16 protein-coding genes are annotated in these 16084 nt (G+C 60.8%); 14 read left to right on the top strand and 2 right to left on the bottom strand.

Annotated elements, in window-relative coordinates:
- Nucleotides 1-66: 66 nt before the first annotated feature.
- Nucleotides 67-720, bottom strand: coding sequence for a methionine ABC transporter permease (locus tag KUV86_RS17905; protein ID WP_206944596.1), 654 nt, complete (start codon nt 718-720; stop codon nt 67-69).
- Entirely contained in the window at nt 701-1744 is a 1044-nt protein-coding gene (locus tag KUV86_RS17900) for a methionine ABC transporter ATP-binding protein (protein ID WP_222163336.1), read from the bottom strand. Before KUV86_RS17900 ends, KUV86_RS17905 begins: the two co-directional genes overlap by 20 nt.
- Nucleotides 1745-2237: 493 nt before the next feature.
- Between KUV86_RS17900 and KUV86_RS17895 the strand changes: the two genes are divergently transcribed.
- The 14 genes from KUV86_RS17895 (at nt 2238) to KUV86_RS17830 (ending at nt 15884) form a co-directional block, all read left to right on the top strand.
- A complete protein-coding gene (locus KUV86_RS17895; protein WP_222163335.1) occupies nt 2238-2864 on the top strand; it encodes a riboflavin synthase subunit alpha in 627 nt (208 codons plus the stop codon).
- A gap of 229 nt (nt 2865-3093) precedes the next feature.
- Nucleotides 3094-3588, top strand: a complete 495-nt coding sequence (locus KUV86_RS17890; RefSeq protein ID WP_261389663.1) for a cytochrome P460 family protein — start codon at nt 3094-3096, stop codon at nt 3586-3588.
- Between the two features lie 238 nt (nt 3589-3826).
- The gene (locus KUV86_RS17885) at nt 3827-5158 is read left to right on the top strand and encodes an NCS2 family permease (RefSeq protein ID WP_206944588.1); all 1332 of its coding nucleotides are present in this window, start codon (nt 3827-3829) and stop codon (nt 5156-5158) included.
- 156 nt (nt 5159-5314) lie between these two features.
- A complete protein-coding gene (locus tag KUV86_RS17880; RefSeq protein ID WP_206944586.1) occupies nt 5315-5860 on the top strand; it encodes an adenine phosphoribosyltransferase in 546 nt (181 codons plus the stop codon).
- A gap of 3 nt (nt 5861-5863) precedes the next feature.
- Nucleotides 5864-6340, top strand: coding sequence for a xanthine phosphoribosyltransferase (gene gpt / locus KUV86_RS17875; RefSeq protein ID WP_206944584.1), 477 nt, complete (start codon nt 5864-5866; stop codon nt 6338-6340).
- A gap of 5 nt (nt 6341-6345) precedes the next feature.
- Entirely contained in the window at nt 6346-7029 is a 684-nt protein-coding gene (gene ung / locus KUV86_RS17870; protein ID WP_222485999.1) for a uracil-DNA glycosylase, read from the top strand.
- 176 nt (nt 7030-7205) lie between these two features.
- Entirely contained in the window at nt 7206-7835 is a 630-nt protein-coding gene (gene upp, locus KUV86_RS17865) for a uracil phosphoribosyltransferase (protein ID WP_206944580.1), read from the top strand.
- Nucleotides 7836-8196: 361 nt separating this feature from the next.
- The gene (locus tag KUV86_RS17860; protein WP_222485997.1) at nt 8197-9339 is read left to right on the top strand and encodes an ABC transporter ATP-binding protein; all 1143 of its coding nucleotides are present in this window, start codon (nt 8197-8199) and stop codon (nt 9337-9339) included.
- Nucleotides 9340-10440 carry an ABC transporter ATP-binding protein gene (locus tag KUV86_RS17855; protein WP_222485995.1) on the top strand — a complete coding sequence of 367 codons (1101 nt, stop codon included), beginning with the start codon at nt 9340-9342 and terminating at the stop codon, nt 10438-10440.
- Complete coding sequence (locus KUV86_RS17850; protein ID WP_222485993.1) at nt 10437-11324, top strand: carbohydrate ABC transporter permease; 888 nt, start codon at nt 10437-10439, stop codon at nt 11322-11324. The genes KUV86_RS17855 and KUV86_RS17850 overlap by 4 nt, the downstream gene beginning before the upstream one ends.
- 109 nt (nt 11325-11433) lie before the next feature.
- On the top strand, nt 11434-12210 hold the full coding sequence (locus tag KUV86_RS17845; RefSeq protein WP_409996351.1) for a carbohydrate ABC transporter permease: 777 nt from the start codon (nt 11434-11436) through the stop codon (nt 12208-12210).
- 11 nt (nt 12211-12221) lie between these two features.
- Nucleotides 12222-12494, top strand: a complete 273-nt coding sequence (locus KUV86_RS17840) for a DUF2160 domain-containing protein (RefSeq protein WP_206944573.1) — start codon at nt 12222-12224, stop codon at nt 12492-12494.
- Between the two features lie 76 nt (nt 12495-12570).
- On the top strand, nt 12571-14310 hold the full coding sequence (locus KUV86_RS17835) for an ABC transporter substrate-binding protein (protein WP_222485989.1): 1740 nt from the start codon (nt 12571-12573) through the stop codon (nt 14308-14310).
- A gap of 308 nt (nt 14311-14618) precedes the next feature.
- Nucleotides 14619-15884, top strand: a complete 1266-nt coding sequence (locus KUV86_RS17830; RefSeq protein WP_222485987.1) for a uracil-xanthine permease family protein — start codon at nt 14619-14621, stop codon at nt 15882-15884.
- The last annotated feature ends 200 nt before the right edge of the window (nt 15885-16084 follow it).

Here is a 16084-nt window from a genome sequence, read left to right as displayed (position 1 = left end):
TGTGCCGCGATGATAATGGAATAACAAAGGTTTTGCTAATTCGTTTTCGCTATATGTTGCTGAGGGTCATTTATGGTTGCTCTTGCGCACCAGATAGTCGCCCAGGCTCTGAAAGACTTGCACCATGACGACCAGAATAGCGACGGTGATCAGCATGATCGTTGGATTGAAGCGATTGTAGCCATAGCGGATGCCCAGGTCGCCTAATCCGCCGCCGCCAACGGCTCCGGCCATGGCGGAGTAACTGACCAGGGTGACGGCGGTGACCGTCAATGCGGTAAAGATGCCGCCACGTGCTTCTGGTAGAAGCACTTTTGAAATGATTTGCCAGGGCGTGGCGCCCATGGACTGCGCGGCTTCCACCAGGCCGGGAGAGATTTCGTTCAGTGCTCCCTCCACCAGACGTGCAATAAAGGGAATAGCCGCGATGGTCAGGGGGACGGCCGCGGCATTGGTGCCAATGGAGGAGCCGACCAGCATGCGAGTGAACGGAATGATGGCCACCATCAGGATGATAAAGGGGATCGAGCGCCCGATATTGGTCACGATGCCGAGCACCGACTGAAGGACCGGCTGTGCCAGGATCTGGCCAGGCCGAGTCACGTACAGCAGGACGCCCAGCGGGATGCCGACCAGGGCGGAGAGAATGCCCGAGACCGCCACCATGTACAGCGTGTCCAGAGTGGCTTCGAGAATCAGATTAAACATCGCGCTGGACATGGCCGAGCACCTCCACTGTCAGGTCATGGGCTTGCAGATAGTCGAGGGCGCGGCGAGTGTCGTCGGCGCCTCCCATCAGTTCGGCGATCATCAGGCCGAGGGTGCGTTCCTGGATGGACTCGACCTTGGCCTGCAGAATGCTGACGTCGACTCCACACTCCCGGGCCAGGCGCGAGATCAATGGCGTTGATACTGCATCGCCGGAGAAGGCCAGGCGTACCACCGGGTGAGTGTGCTCGCCCGCCTGGGGTTCGAGTCGGTCGATCAGCTCCCGTGGCGGCTCCAGCTCGAGAAAGTCATTGAGGAAGTGGCGGCCAAGGGCCGTGCGTGGCGAGGTGAAGAAGTCACCCACATCGGCCTCCTCGACCAGCTCGCCGCCGGAAATCAGGCCGACTCGGTGGCAGATGGTCTTGACCACCTCCATCTCATGGGTAATCAGCAGGATGGTCAGTCCGAGCTTCTGGTTGATGTCCTGAAGCAGTTCCAGAATGGAGGCGGTGGTCTGCGGATCCAGCGCTGAGGTGGCTTCATCGCACAGCAGCACTTGTGGCCGGCTGGCCAGGGCCCGGGCAATCGCGACGCGCTGCTTCTGGCCGCCGGACAGCTGGGCGGGATACTGCTTGGCCTTGTCCGCCAGGCCAACCAGCTCGAGCAGAGGCGTGACACGTTCCTTGATCTCCGCTCCCTTGACGCCCATCAGCTCAAGCGGCAGCGCCACGTTGTCGAACACGGTGCGCGACGTCAGCAGGTTGAAATGCTGGAAGATCATGCCGATGCGATGGCGGGCCTGATTGAGGGCCGGCCCCGCGAGCCCGGTCAGTTCCTGGCCGTCGACTTCCACGGTGCCCGTGGTAGGGCGCTCCAGCAGGTTGACGCAACGAATCAGGGTGGACTTGCCAGCGCCCGACAGGCCGATGACGCCGTGAATCTGTCCGCGAGGCACATGCAGGTTGACGTTTTTCAGCGCCTGGACCGCGCGTGGTCCGGTGCCGAAGGTCTTTGAGAGGTTGGTCAGTCGTATCATGTCAGCCACCGGGTGGGCACCGAGTGACCGGGGGCGGGCAGGACCATGGGCAGGTCAGGCAGAGGGCAGGCAAGAGCAAGGGGTGTCCAAAAAAAAGGCCACCCTGGCGGGTGGCCATCAACGCTGGACACACCCTTTTAGCTGCACTTCATGCGCTGACACCTTGTGAGTGTCATGGCACGGGCGCCCGCAATCCGGGTACAAATCGGCGCCTAAAAATGTAGCCGGCAAGAATAGGGGGCTTGCTGAGTCCTGTCAATCACTTGTCGACGTGGATGGGGGCGTCAAGATGGAGGTTCGTCTACCGCCGACTCACCCGCCCACTTATCCACCCACGGGGAATACCGGCAGAAGACCCAGGAAGGCCACAAGGGTGGCGCTTGATCATCGCCTTTCGTGGGGCGGGGCCGTCGCTTGCATGGAACTTTAGGGCGGAGATCCATAGACTGGCCCGATCGAAGGCTGAGGCCTTTTCGCTGGCGAGGAGATGAGGATGTTTACCGGGATTGTGCAAGGCACCGCTGAAGTGGTCGACATGATCGAAGCTGAGGCGTTTCGCACCCATGTCGTGCGCCTGCCGGAGCACTTGCTGGAAGGTCTGGCACTGGGCGCGTCGGTGGCCCACAACGGGGTGTGTCTGACGGTGACTGCGGTGGACGGCGATCGGGTCAGTTTCGACCTGATGCGCGAGACCCTCAGGGTGACCAATCTAGGCGCGGTATCCATTGGCGACCGCGTCAACATCGAGCGTGCGGCGCGTTTTGGCGATGAGATCGGCGGGCACGCCATGTCAGGGCATGTCATGGCGCAGGCGGAGCTGGTGGAGCTGGACGAGGCGCCCAATAATCGGCGCCTTTGGTTTCTGTTGCCGGAGGGGCTGGACAGGTTTGTCTTCACCAAGGGCTATATCGGTGTCGATGGCATCAGTCTGACCATCGGTGCACTGCGTCAGGAAACCCGTGGCGGTGCGTTCTGCGTCGACCTGATTCCGGAAACGCTGGCCCGCACGACGCTGGCGGATCGTCGACCCGGAGACAGGGTCAATATCGAGGTGGACCCCCAGACCCAGGCGATTGTCGAGACCGTTGAGCGAGTGTTGGCGGCGAAAGGCGGCGCCTGAATCAGGGGTGGTGGCCTTGTTCGCTGTGGACGTCGGAGATCGTCTTGCTCGCTGTGCCGTAGCGCCCGTAGCAGAGGAGACGAGGGCCTTCCTCGCTTGAGGCGGTGCTAACTTAATCGGATGCCACATTCCGATTTTGCACCGACCGTGATCAGTGAGGACGACCATGAAAATGACAGCCAAGGCATTGGCGGCAGGGGCGTGCATCCTAGCGTGCGGGTTTGCCACGATGGCGACCGCCGAAAGTGATCTATCGCCCTGGGTAGACGACGACGGCACCATTCACCTGCCCGATAATTTCCGCACCGAGATGGCCCACCTGGGCTCCTGGTTTGTGCCAGAGGGGGATGCGAGCGGCTTCCACAACGTCTATACCGAGCCCGAGAGCATTGCTGCCTATCGGGAAAACGGCGTGTTCCCCGACGGTGCCGTGCTGGTGAAGGAGCTGCGCGCCCATAGCACCGGTGACTACACCACTGGCGCCGGTGTGAGCTACGAGAACGACACCATCAAGCAGTGGTTTGTGATGGTCAAGGACGCAACCAACCGCTTTGCCGACAGCAATGGCAGTTGGGGGGACGGCTGGGGCTGGGCCTTGTTCATGACTGACGACCCGGCGACCAATGTGTCGGCGGACTACCAGACCGACTGCCTGGGCTGCCATGTCCCGGCAAAGGACAAGGACTGGATCTATACCGAAGCCTACCCGATTCTGGTAGAGTAGCGCGCTTTCGAGAGTCGCCACCGTCGGGCGCAGGTGCTGTTGCATCGCGCCCGATGTGCGTTTTGGCACCGATCTGTTCGGTGGCAGACGCGGTCAAGCGTTGGCTTCATTGTGCAGTATCGTCGTGCGTCCCCCGGCGGCCTGCTATATGGTGTCTCTAGCCACCGGGTGGCGGGGCACGGTCGGTGACTCTCGTCCTGGACACCCCCTCATTGACTCCACGTGCAGGACCTAGCGCATGTCCAATCCCCAGCCTGAATCGAACCAGGGCAAGAGTCCCCTCGATCGCTTCTTCAAGCTCAGCGAACACCGTACTACCGTGAAGACAGAGGTCATCGCCGGGATCACGACCTTCCTGACCATGGCGTACATCATCTTCGTCAACCCAAGCATCCTGTCCGAAGCGGGCATGGACTACGGGGCGGTCTTCGTGGCTACCTGTGTGGCCGCGGCGGTGGGCTGTCTGATCATGGGGCTGTGGGCCAATTACCCCATCGCCCTGGCGCCGGGTATGGGCCTCAATGCCTTCTTCACCTACGGCGTCGTGCTCGGGATGGGCTATACCTGGGAGGCGGCACTGGGTGCGGTGTTCCTGTCGGGCGTTACCTTCTTTCTGCTCAGTATCTTCCGCATTCGCGAATGGATCATCAATTCCATTCCGATCACATTGAGGCTCGGGATTGCTGCCGGCATCGGCCTGTTTCTTGCCATGGTGGCCATGAAAAATGCTGGCATCATCGTGGATAACCCGGCCACTCTGGTGTCAGTCGGTGACCTTTCCGAACCTGCGCCGCTTTACGCCCTTGCCGGTTTCTTCGTTATCACCGCGCTTGCTCACCTGCGGGTCACCGGGGCGGTGATGATCGGCATTCTCGGCGTGACGCTGGTTGCCATGCTGCTTGGACACAATGAATTCAGCGGTGTGGTGTCGATGCCGCCTTCCATTGCACCGACCTTGATGTCGATGGACCTCGCTGGCGCGTTCAACGTGGCGATGATCAGCGTGGTCTTTGCCTTCCTGTTTGTTGACTTGTTCGATACCTCCGGCACGCTGGTCGGTGTGGCTCATCGCGGTGGACTGCTGGACAAGGATGGCAAGCTGCCTCGTCTGGGGCGCGCGCTGATGGCCGACTCTACTGCCTCCATGGCAGGTGCGGCGCTGGGCACCTCGACCACTACCAGCTACGTCGAAAGCACGGCAGGTATCGCTGCCGGCGGGCGGACTGGCCTGACGGCCGTGGTAGTGGCCGTACTGTTCCTGCTCAGCCTGTTCTTTGCGCCGCTGGCGGGCTCCATACCTGCCTACGCCACGGCGGGGGCGCTGCTGTACGTGGCCTCCCTGATGGCGGGCAGTCTGGCTCACGCCGACTGGGATGATGCCACCGAGGCGGCCCCGGTACTGATCGCCGCTCTGGCCATGCCGTTGACCTTCTCGATTGCCGAGGGTATTGCCTTTGGCTTTGTCAGCTATGTCGCCATCAAGGCCCTGTCAGGTCGCTTCAAGGACCTGAATGTTGCCGTGGTCATCCTGGGCGTACTGTTTGCCATCAAGATGATTTTCCTCGATTGACCGGCGCTCCTCCGCCTCTCTCCGCCGCCGGCTTTGACGCAAATGGCGGCGGGTGGCGTGACGGACCGTTCAGCGGTCAATCTGACGGGTAGCCTTGTCAGCAGGGCTACCCGATGTTGTCATTTCCTTCGTACCCGATTTCTAGCGAGAACCGCCATGAGCATTTACGGCGACTACATCAAGTCTGTCATTCGCACCGTTCCCGACTGGCCACAGCCGGGCGTCAATTTTCGTGACATCACCCCGCTTTTGCAGAATAGTGCCGCCTTCCGCAAGCTCATCGATAGCTTTGTGCACCGCTATCAGGAGATGGATCTGGACGCGATTGCGGCGATCGACGCTCGCGGTTTTATCGTCGGCGCGCCCGTCGCTTACGAGCTGGGCTGCAGCTTTGTGCCGGTGCGCAAGAAGGGCAAACTGCCGTTTCGCACCATCAGCCAGACCTATACGCTCGAGTACGGCACGGCTGAGGTTGAGCTGCACTCCGATGCCTTCCGCAATGGTGATCGTATCCTGGTCGTCGATGATCTGATCGCTACCGGAGGCACCATGCTGGCGGCAGCTGAATTGATCAGTCGCAGTGGCGGCCAGGTGGTGGAGACCTCTGCTATCGTGGACCTGCCCGACCTGGGTGGTTCGCAGAAGATTCGTGATGCAGGTCACAGCGTATTTGCCGTTTGCTCGTTCACTGAGGACGAATGATCCATGAGTAGCCATCGTTATCACCGTCATTTTGTCGTCTCCTGGGACCAGCTGCATCGCGATGTGCGCGAGCTGTGTCATCGGCTGATCGAGCGCGACACCAAGGGCATCATCGCTATCACTCGGGGCGGACTGATTCCGGCCGCCTTGATCGCCCGTGAACTCAATGTGCGCTTGATCGATACGGTCTGTATCAAGAGCTACGACCACATGGAGCAAGAGGGCCTCGAGGTGCTCAAGGGCGTCGATCACGACGGCGAAGGTTGGCTGCTTGTCGACGACCTGGTCGATACCGGCAAGACCGCCAAGGCCGTCCGCGAGATGCTGCCCAAGGCGCATTTTGTGACGATCTATGCCAAGCCTGAAGGGCGCCCCCTGGTGGATCAGTACCTGACGGAGGTGGCTCAGGACTGCTGGATCCAGTTCCCCTGGGACATGGGTGTGGCCTATGTGGAGCCCCTGGCCGACCAGCGTCGGTGATGGCCATGGGGCAGGTGTTGTCGGGAGCGTGGCAGCGTCACCTGGGAGCAGAGTTCGACGCGCCTTACATGCAGCAGTTGAAGGCCTTCCTGGCTGACGAGAAGGCTGCGCGCAAGGTGATCTATCCGCATTCGTCGGATTGGTTTCGCGCCTTTGAACTGACCCCGCTCGAAGACGTCAGGGTCGTCATTCTCGGCCAGGACCCCTACCACGGTCCTGGTCAGGCCCACGGCCTGTGCTTTTCGGTACGTGCCGGCATCAAGCCGCCGCCTTCCCTGGTCAATGTCTACAAGGAACTGGCCCAGGACCTGGGTGTGGAGCCTGTGTCCCACGGGCATCTCGAGGCCTGGGCGAGGCAGGGCGTACTGCTGTTGAACACCTCATTGACGGTGGAAGAGGGCAATGCCGGCTCCCACCGCGGCAAGGGCTGGGAGACGTTTACCGATCGCGCTATCCAGACCGTGAGCGCCGAAGCAGGGCCCTGCGTGTTCCTGTTGTGGGGCTCCCACGCGCGCCAGAAGAAAGCGCTGGTGGATCGCCAGCGTCACCTGGTGCTGGAGTCGCCGCACCCCTCGCCGCTGTCCGCCCATCGAGGCTTCTTCGGTAACCACCACTTCTCGCGGGCGAATGCGTTTCTCCAAGAGCAGGGGCGTGGGCCGATCGACTGGCAGTTGCCGTCTAGCCCCTAGCGGGCTGCCTCGCCACCGGGCCGTGCAGGCGTCGGTGGCAAGGCTCAGCGGCGATTGTTCGCAGCGGGTTAACCTGAGAGCAGGATACGGGTAGAATGGCGCGCAATTTGTCGCCCGCGTCCATGCGACGAAGGTCGTCCTAGTCCCACCCTCTCCGTCATCTAAGAGGACTCGTCATGAGCGTCCATGCCATCGATCACCCCCTGGTCCAGCACAAACTCGGTTTGATGCGTGAAGCCGGTATCAGCACCAAGAGCTTCCGTGAGCTGGCTGGCGAGGTGGCCAAACTGCTCACCTACGAGGCGACTCAGGATCTGGAGCTGGAAGATCACGCCATCGACGGCTGGAGTGGCAACACCATTACCGTCAAGCAGCTCAAGGGCAAGAAGGTGACGATCGTCCCGATCCTGCGTGCCGGTCTGGGCATGCTGGAGGGCGTGACCGACCTGATTCCCAGTGCGCGGGTCAGCGTCGTTGGCCTGTACCGTGATGAGGAAACGCTGGAGCCTGTTCCCTATTTCTCGAAGTTTACCAACGACCTCGATGAGCGCATGGCGGTAGTCATCGACCCGATGCTGGCTACCGGTGGCTCCATGGTCGCCACGCTCGACATGCTGCGTGAACGCGGCTGTCAGCTGATGCGTGTGATCGTGCTGGTCGCGGCGCCGGAGGGCATTCGCCGCGTGCAGGAGGCGTATCCGGATATCGAGATTTATACCGCATCCGTGGATGAGCGCCTGGACGAGAACGGCTATATCGTTCCCGGTCTCGGCGATGCCGGCGACAAGATCTTTGGTACTCGTTGAGACCAGCCACGCCTGCGGGGTCATGATGCGGTCGGTCACGGCCGTCGCCCCGGCGAGTTGATCAGACTGGCTGTCGAGACATGCGCCCAATGTTCTTTTACGAACATTGGGCGCGTTTTTTTTCACTAAAACAACATTGCCTGCGCACGAGAGGATGCTGCGCAGAAGTGTTCTGCATTAGACAAAAGTTGATGAATTGGTGAAAGACGTTTTATTTCAATGTGTTGTGATGGATTGTTGGTGATGTGTCGGGGTGATTGAGGGGTTTCGTTTAAAAACACCGGGGTGCCTTCGACAATCTCTACTACCGTACAGATGACGCCTTCGAAGGAGGGCGATGTTCGGTGGAATGAGACGGCCCATGACCCTGATCCTCGACGGTGTCACCCGCAGGGTGGCAAACGAGACCCACATTGACGACGTTAGTCTGACGCTGGCGCCAGGCTCGTTCAATGTTCTGCTGGGGCGAACCCTGGCGGGAAAGACGAGCCTGATGCGCTTGATGGCTGGGCTGGATCAACCCAGCCGAGGACGTATCCTGATCAACGGTGAAGACGTGACAGGAAAGGGCGTGCGCCAACGCAATGTGGCCATGGTCTATCAGCAGTTCATCAACTACCCCCACCAGAGTGTCTTCGACAACATTGCATCTCCGCTCAAGCTGGCACGGGTTCCCAAGGCAGAACTTCGGCGCCGGGTGCAGGAGGTGGCTGAGCTGCTGCATATCGAGGGACTGCTGGATCGTCAGCCGCTGGAGCTGTCTGGCGGGCAGCAGCAGCGCACCGCGATGGCACGGGCGCTGGTCAAGGACGCTGAGCTGGTGTTGTTCGATGAGCCTCTGGTCAATCTGGACTACAAGCTGCGGGAAGAGTTTCGGGAAGAGCTGCGTGAGCTGTTCGCCCGACGGGACTGCATCGCTGTCTATGCCACCACGGAGCCCGCAGAGGCACTCGCGCTGGGTGGCGACACCGCCATTCTGCATGAAGGTCGCCTGGTCCAGCATGGGCCTGCCGCGACGGTGTACCGTGAGCCGGTGTCGCTGACCGCTGCGGACATGTTCTCCGAACCCCCCATGAATGTGCTCGAAGGCGAGATCCGGGACGGCCACGTCAGTTTTGATGGCGAGCCCGCTTTCGCCGTTGACGCCGGCATGTCGCGGCTCGAAGAGGGGCGCTACCACTTTGGGGTACGTCCTGCCCACCTGGCGATTGCGCCGCAATCCGACGATGATCTGGCCTTGGATGTCTGCGTCGAGCTGGCCGAGATCAGCGGCTCCGAGACGTTTCTCCATGTGGGCAACGCTCGCATGTCGCTGGTGGCCCATCTGGAGGGTGTGCACGGCTTTCAGGTAGACGCTCCGCTGCGGCTATATGTGCCGGTGCATCGACTGTACGTGTTCGACATGCAGGGCAGGACGGTGGCCGTGCCTGCTGAGGTGGGGGCCAGTATGTCACGCAGAGCCGAACACGCCCCCGCGAGTGCAATCCATCGGGAGGAGCGCTAGATGGCAGAGATACGTCTTGAGCAACTGGCGCACAGCTATCTGCAGCAGCCGTCCGGTCCGGCTGACTTTGCGATCGAGCGCATGACGCATACCTGGGAACAGGGAGGCGCCTACGCGCTGCTTGGGCCGTCTGGCTGCGGCAAGTCGACGCTGCTGAATATTATCTCCGGTCTACTGGTGCCGTCCCAGGGCGAGGTGCTGTTCGATGGTGTTCAGGTCAATGAGCTGCCGCCGGAAGAGCGCAACATTGCCCAGGTGTTCCAGTTTCCGGTGGTCTACGACACCATGACCGTGTTCGACAACCTGGCCTTTCCTCTGCGTAACGTCGGCACTTCCGAGGAGCGTGTCAGAGAGCGGGTCGAGGAGGTGGCGGACATTCTCGACCTGACCGCGCAACTGCCGCGCAAGGCACGCAATCTGACGGCCGATGAAAAGCAGAAAGTGTCGATGGGGCGGGGCCTGGTGCGCGACGATGTTGCGGCGATTCTGTTTGATGAGCCATTGACGGTGATCGATCCCCAGCTGAAATGGAAGCTGCGTCGCAAGCTCAAGGAGATTCATCAGCGCTTTGCGGTCACGATGATCTACGTGACCCATGATCAGCTGGAGGCCTCCACCTTTGCCGACAAGATCGCGGTGATGTACCAAGGCAGCATCGTGCAATTCGGGACGCCGCGGGAACTCTTCGAAGCCCCCGCACATACCTTTGTCGGCTACTTTATCGGTAGTCCCGGCATGAACTTCTTCACGCCACAGCTCGACGCCGATGGGGCACTCGTGGGTGGGCAGCCGCTGCCGCTGTCGCCCGGCTTTATGAACGCCCTGCGCGATGCCATGTCCCGCAGCGACAACGTGACCCTCGGCATTCGGCCTGAATTCATCGAGGTGGTGTCCGCGGACGACGGCGGCATGCCAGCCACGGTCTCTCACCTTCAGGATCTTGGTACCTACCGCATTGTCACTGCCGTGCTGGGCAGTCTGACCTGCAAGGTACGGGTCGACGATGCCCTCGACCCAGCGACGTCGTGCATTCACCTGCACTTTCCCGAGCGTTGGTTGGGGCTCTACGTGGATGAACGGCGGGTGGAGGTGGCGTCATGAACAAGGTGCCGAATAACCGGGCCTGGTGGCTGGTGCTGCCCATGCTGTTGCTGGTGGCATTCTCCGCCATTGTGCCGTTGATGACCGTGGTCAATTACTCCGTACAGGATGTGTTCGACGCCAATACGCGGTTTTTCACCGGAACCGAATGGTTCGTGCAAATGCTCAATGACCCCGCCTTGCAGGCGGCTCTGGGGCGACAGTTTGCCTTCTCGCTGACCATTCTGGTGATTCAAGTGCCCCTGGGGGTCGGTATCGCGTTGCTGATGCCCAAGCGGGGCTGGCGGGCGTCGCTGGTGCTGGTGCTGGTGACATTGCCACTGCTGATTCCCTGGAATGTGGTCGGCAGCATCTGGCAGATATTCACCCGCGGGGATATCGGTCTGATGGGTTTCAGCCTGCGCCAGCTGGGGTATCCCTATAACATCACCTCGAATCCGATGGATGCCTGGGTCACCATTGTGCTGATGGATGTGTGGCATTGGACATCGCTGATCGCCTTGCTGTGTTACAGCGGTCTGCAGGCGATTCCCGAGGCCTACTACCAGGCTGCCAGGATTGACCGGGCGTCACGCTGGGCGGTGTTCCGCTACATCCAATTGCCCAAGTTGACCAATGTGCTGGTGATCGGCGTGCTGCTCCGGTTCATGCACTCCTTCATGATCTATGCGGAACCCTTCGTGCTGACCGGCGGTGGGCCGGGCAGTGCCACCACCTTTCTCAGTCAGTCCCTCGCCATCATGGCCACCGCCCAGTTCGATGTGGGGCCGTCGGCGGCGTTCTCGTTGATCTACTTCCTGATCATTCTGCTGGTGTGCTGGGTGTTCTATACCGCCATCATGAATCTGCAGAAGGATCGCCAAGGAGGGCCGCGCCATGACTAGGCCATTGCCATCCAGCCCTGACCAGGTGAACGAGCACGCCGCACGGCAGGCGGCCAGGCGTCGGCGTCGCCAGCGCTCGGCCGGACGCAGGATACGACGCGGTGGGTTGATGCTGGCCTATCTGGTGTTCGTACTGCTACCCATCTACTGGTTGGTCAACATGTCACTGCAGACCAACAACGAGATCCTGGGAGAGCTGACCCTGTGGCCTCAGGCGCTGACCTTCGACAACTACACCCGGATCTTCACCGACCCCAGCTGGTACATGGGCTACGTCAACTCCATGACCTATGTGGTGATGAACATGGTCATCAGCATGGCGGTGGCCTTGCCCGCCGCCTATGCCTTCAGTCGCTATCGGTTCATCGGTGACAAGCACCTGTTCTTCTGGCTTTTGACCAACATGATGGCGCCGCCTGCCGTCTTCCTGCTGCCTTACTTTCAGCTCTACTACACGGTCGGCCTGTTCGATACGCACATCGCCGTGGCCTTGGCCCATTGCCTGTTCAACATACCGTTGGCGGTCTGGATTCTCGAGGGCTTCATGTCCAGCGTGCCCAAGGAAATTGACGAGACCGCCTTTATCGATGGCTATAGCTTTCCGCGGTTCTTTGTCCAGGTCTTCATTCCGATGATTCGCTCAGGCATCGGCGTGACCCTGTTCTTTCTGTTCATGTTTTCCTGGGTCGAGCTGCTGCTGGCCCGTACCCTCACCTCCACGGAGGCCCAGCCCATCGTGTCTGTCATGACGAGAACCTCCACCGCCTCTGGTATCGATTGGGGAACCCTGGCGGCAGCGGGAGTGCTGACCATCGTGCCGGGCATCGTGGTGGTGTTTTTCGTCCGTCATCATATCGCCAAGGGCTTTGCTCTGGGGCGCACCTAAGGAGCCGCGACATGGACTGGATGGTGTGGACCCTACCTACGGCGATGTTCTTCTCCGTGATCGCACTGCTGCTGGTGCTGATGACCACCTGGGAGCTGATCTCGCCCAGCCGCGAGCGCCGCGGTTTTCTTCCGATCAGCACAACGCGGGGAGACCGGTTCTTTATCGGCATGCTGTCGGCGGCGTATATCCACCTCGCCGTTATCGGCTTTACCAGCCTTGGTCTGTGGCTGGCATTGGCGTTATCGGTGGTGTGGATGGTGCTGCTGTTGCGCTGGGGGTAACCGACAGGATGCCTGCACCCATTGGCTGGCGACGATAGCGAGGCTGGCCTTCATCAATGATAACAATGAGGTGACCATGAACGTGAGACGCAAGCTCAGCAGGGTAGGTGTAGCCGGATTGCTGCTATTGGCAGGCGACGCCATTGCCCAGGAAGATCGTGCCGCAGTGATCGAGCGGCTGGCCGATGAAGTGTTCGCAAACTCCACCTTGACGCGGGAGCAGCGGATCGCCGAACTGGAGTGGTTTGCCGAGGCCGCGGAGCCCTTTCGTGGCATGGCAATCAACACGGTGGCGGAAGGGTTGACCACCCATACCTGGGAGCGGGACGTGCTGACGCCGGCCTTTCTCGAGCTGACCGGGATAGAGGTGACCCACAACATCATCGGCGAGGGGGATGTGGTTCAGAACATGCAGACCCAGATGCAGTCGGGTCGCAATATCTACGATGCCTATATCAATGACTCCGATTCCATTGGCACCCACATTCGCTACGGATCGACCATCAATCTCAGTGATGCCATGGCCAACGAGTGGAAGGAGCTGACGCTGCCAAGCCTGGATCTGGAGGACTTTATCGGGATTCAGTACACCACGGGGCCAGATGGCAGCCTTTACCAGCTACCGGACCAGCAGTTCGCGAACCTTTACTGGTTCCGCTACGACTGGTTCCAGAGAGAGGACTTTCAACAGCAGTTCCGTGATCTCTACGGCTATGAGCTAGGCGTGCCGACCAACTGGACGGCGTACCAGGATATCGCTGAGTTCTTCAGCGAGCACATCGGCGAGATCGACGGGCAAAAGGTCTATGGCCATATGGATTATGGACGTCGAGATCCCTCGCTGGGTTGGCGTTTCCATGACTCCTGGCTATCCATGGCCGGAATGGGCAGCCCTGGGGTGCCGTTCGGCAACCCGGTGGATGACTGGGGTATTCGCGTAGACGAGGACAGTCATCCGGTGGGAGCCAGCGTCAGCCGAGGCGGGGCCACCAATTCCCCGGCTTCGGTGTTTGCCGTCACCAAGATGGTCGAGTGGCTCAGAGACTTTGCTCCTCCCGAGGCACAGGGCATGACCTTTGGTGAGGCGGGCCCCGTGCCGGCCCAGGGTAATGTGGCGCAGCAGATGTTCTGGTACACCGCCTTTACCGCCGACATGGTCAGCCCGGACGTGGCGGTGACCGATGACCAGGGCAATCCCAAATGGCGGATGGCCCCATCACCGACGGGTCCGTACTGGGAAGAAGGAATGAAGGTGGGCTATCAGGATGTTGGCGCCTGGACCTTCTTCGACTCGACGCCTGAAGACCGTCGCAGTGCTGCCTGGTTGTTCGCTCAATTCAGCGTGTCAAAGACGGTGTCTCTGGAAAAGCTGATGGCGGGGCTGACGCCGATTCGGCGGTCGGACATCTTCTCCGAGCAGATGACCGAGATGGCGCCCAAGCTGGGTGGGCTGGTGGAGTTCTACCGCAGCCCCAACGAAGCCAAGTGGACGCCAACGGGAACCAATGTGCCGGACTATCCGCGCATGGCGCCATTGTGGTGGCAGAACTTGGCACCGGCGGTGAATGGCGATATTTCCGCCCAGGAGGCGCTCGATAATCTGGCGGCAGATCTAGATAACATCATGGCGCGACTGGCTCGGGCCAAGGTGTTTGCCACCTACGAGCCGATTCTCAATGAGCCCAAGGATCCCGAGCAGTGGCTGAGCCAGCCTGGCTCGCCCAAGGCCAAGCTGGACAATGAAATGCCCCAGGGCACCACGGTGCCCTATGACCAGATGATGGAAGACTGGATGTCCGCGGGTACCCGAGAGTAATCCCGGTATAGCGGTGTGTGCCGGCCCCCCAATCCTCAGGATGGGGGGCTTTGTCTTGCAGAGCAGTTTCAGCAGCACTGAGTGAGCCATCAAGGGGAGCCATCAGGGGGAGCCAAAGGGGGGACTAGCGCTTGGCAAAAAGGGGGAGGGTTGCGTGATTGCTGCGTTGGCGACCTGGGGTTGGCGCAAAATTGTGCCCTGAAGGGGCGCCGGGATTGGTAACATGGCCCGCGTTTGGAATCGGCTGTCGGCGCGATGAGTCTCTTCTCGCCCCACAACAGACTTCCTGTTCACCACGGAGCCCCCTCATGTCTGACCCCCATTCTTCGTCAACTCAGCCACCCGAACCCTCAGCGACGGCGTCGGATTCATTGCCCAGACTCGCGCTGGTCGGCGCGCAGATGCTGTTCGTGGCCTTCGGTGCCCTGGTGCTGGTGCCTCTGCTGACCGGGCTTGATCCCAATGTCGCTATGTTCACCGCCGGTATCGGTACGCTGGTGTTTCACTTCACCACGCGGATGACGGTGCCGGTGTTCCTGGCATCCTCCTTTGCCTTCATCGCGCCAATTCAGGGCTCGATTGCGCACTTTGGGGTGTCAGCCACTCTGGGCGGGTTGATCGCGGCGGGCCTGGTGTACGTGGTGATCTCGCAGGCGGTGCGTCTGAAGGGGACCGGCTGGCTTCATCGGTTGCTGCCGCCGGTGGTGGTAGGGCCCGTCATCATGGTGATCGGCCTTGCTCTGGCGCCCGTAGCGGTCAATATGGCGACCGGTGAGAACAGCGAAGGGATCGGCTACGCTCAGGCCATGGTTCTGTCCATGTCGAGCTTGCTGGTTACCTTGATTCTGGCAGTGTTCGGACGTGGTCTGCTGCGCCTGGTGCCGATCATGGGTGGCATCGTGACGGGCTACCTGCTGGCCCTGTTGATGGGAGTCGTTGACTTTACTCCGGTGCGCGAAGCCTCTTGGCTGGCGCTGCCATCCTTTACCGCTCCTAGCTTCAACTGGTTGGCCATCGCGTTCATGATCCCTGTGGCCATTGCGCCTGCGGTCGAGCACATTGGTGACATGATTGCCATCGGTTCGGTCACGCGCCGCAACTACCTGGAAAAGCCCGGTCTTCATCGCACCTTGCTGGGCGATGGCCTCGCCACCATCTCTGCGGCCATGTTTGGTGGGCCGCCCAATACCACCTACTCCGAGGTAACCGGGGCGGTCACCCTGACCCGGGCGTTCAATCCGATGTTCATGGTGTCGGCGGCGTTGGTGGCCATCCTGCTGGCCTTCGTGGCCAAGCTGGGAGCCGTGCTCCAGACCATACCTGCGCCGGTCATGGGGGGCATCATGACGCTGCTGTTCGGTTCCATTGCGGTAGTCGGGATGAATACCCTGGTGCGCGCGGGCAAGCCGCTGACGGCGCCGCGCAACCTGGTGGTCGTGTCGTTGATTCTGGTCTTCGGTATCGGTGGCATGCAGTTTGGTGGAGGCCAGTTTGCCCTGCAGGGCGTCAGCCTTGCCGCCCTGGTGGGCATCGCGCTGAACTTGGTACTGCCGCGCGCTCGGGAAGAGGACTAGGGCTTGTACGAAAAGTGCCTGCGCTTGGTGATACGGCGTTAAAAATCGGCTGGTACGCCAGTCCGGTCAAAATGCTCATTTACACCTCGTAAACTGCGCTTTCTCACCGATTTTTGCCTTGTCTAACCTTCGCTCGTCGACTTTTCGGACAAAGCCTAGCCGAAGTGCCGGGACGACGCCGCAGCCTGGCGGCGTCGTCC

This window comes from Halomonas sp. DP8Y7-3 (assembly GCF_019801675.1).
Lineage (GTDB): Bacteria > Pseudomonadota > Gammaproteobacteria > Pseudomonadales > Halomonadaceae > Halomonas > Halomonas litopenaei_A.
This window is presented reverse-complemented; position numbering and strand designations above follow the sequence as displayed.

Excerpts from the sequence above, each read along its gene's own strand:
- KUV86_RS17905 (WP_206944596.1), bottom strand. The coding sequence starts at position 720 with ATGTCCAGCGCGATGTTTAATCTGATTCTCGAAGCCACTCTGGACACG.
- KUV86_RS17900 (WP_222163336.1), bottom strand. The coding sequence starts at position 1,744 with ATGATACGACTGACCAACCTCTCAAAGACCTTCGGCACCGGACCACGC.
- KUV86_RS17895 (WP_222163335.1), top strand. The coding sequence starts at position 2,238 with ATGTTTACCGGGATTGTGCAAGGCACCGCTGAAGTGGTCGACATGATC.
- KUV86_RS17890 (WP_261389663.1), top strand. The coding sequence starts at position 3,094 with ATGGCGACCGCCGAAAGTGATCTATCGCCCTGGGTAGACGACGACGGC.
- KUV86_RS17885 (WP_206944588.1), top strand. The coding sequence starts at position 3,827 with ATGTCCAATCCCCAGCCTGAATCGAACCAGGGCAAGAGTCCCCTCGAT.
- KUV86_RS17880 (WP_206944586.1), top strand. The coding sequence starts at position 5,315 with ATGAGCATTTACGGCGACTACATCAAGTCTGTCATTCGCACCGTTCCC.
- gpt (WP_206944584.1), top strand. The coding sequence starts at position 5,864 with ATGAGTAGCCATCGTTATCACCGTCATTTTGTCGTCTCCTGGGACCAG.
- ung (WP_222485999.1), top strand. The coding sequence starts at position 6,346 with ATGGGGCAGGTGTTGTCGGGAGCGTGGCAGCGTCACCTGGGAGCAGAG.
- upp (WP_206944580.1), top strand. The coding sequence starts at position 7,206 with ATGAGCGTCCATGCCATCGATCACCCCCTGGTCCAGCACAAACTCGGT.
- KUV86_RS17860 (WP_222485997.1), top strand. The coding sequence starts at position 8,197 with ATGACCCTGATCCTCGACGGTGTCACCCGCAGGGTGGCAAACGAGACC.
- KUV86_RS17855 (WP_222485995.1), top strand. The coding sequence starts at position 9,340 with ATGGCAGAGATACGTCTTGAGCAACTGGCGCACAGCTATCTGCAGCAG.
- KUV86_RS17850 (WP_222485993.1), top strand. The coding sequence starts at position 10,437 with ATGAACAAGGTGCCGAATAACCGGGCCTGGTGGCTGGTGCTGCCCATG.
- KUV86_RS17845 (WP_409996351.1), top strand. The coding sequence starts at position 11,434 with ATGCTGGCCTATCTGGTGTTCGTACTGCTACCCATCTACTGGTTGGTC.
- KUV86_RS17840 (WP_206944573.1), top strand. The coding sequence starts at position 12,222 with ATGGACTGGATGGTGTGGACCCTACCTACGGCGATGTTCTTCTCCGTG.
- KUV86_RS17835 (WP_222485989.1), top strand. The coding sequence starts at position 12,571 with ATGAACGTGAGACGCAAGCTCAGCAGGGTAGGTGTAGCCGGATTGCTG.
- KUV86_RS17830 (WP_222485987.1), top strand. The coding sequence starts at position 14,619 with ATGTCTGACCCCCATTCTTCGTCAACTCAGCCACCCGAACCCTCAGCG.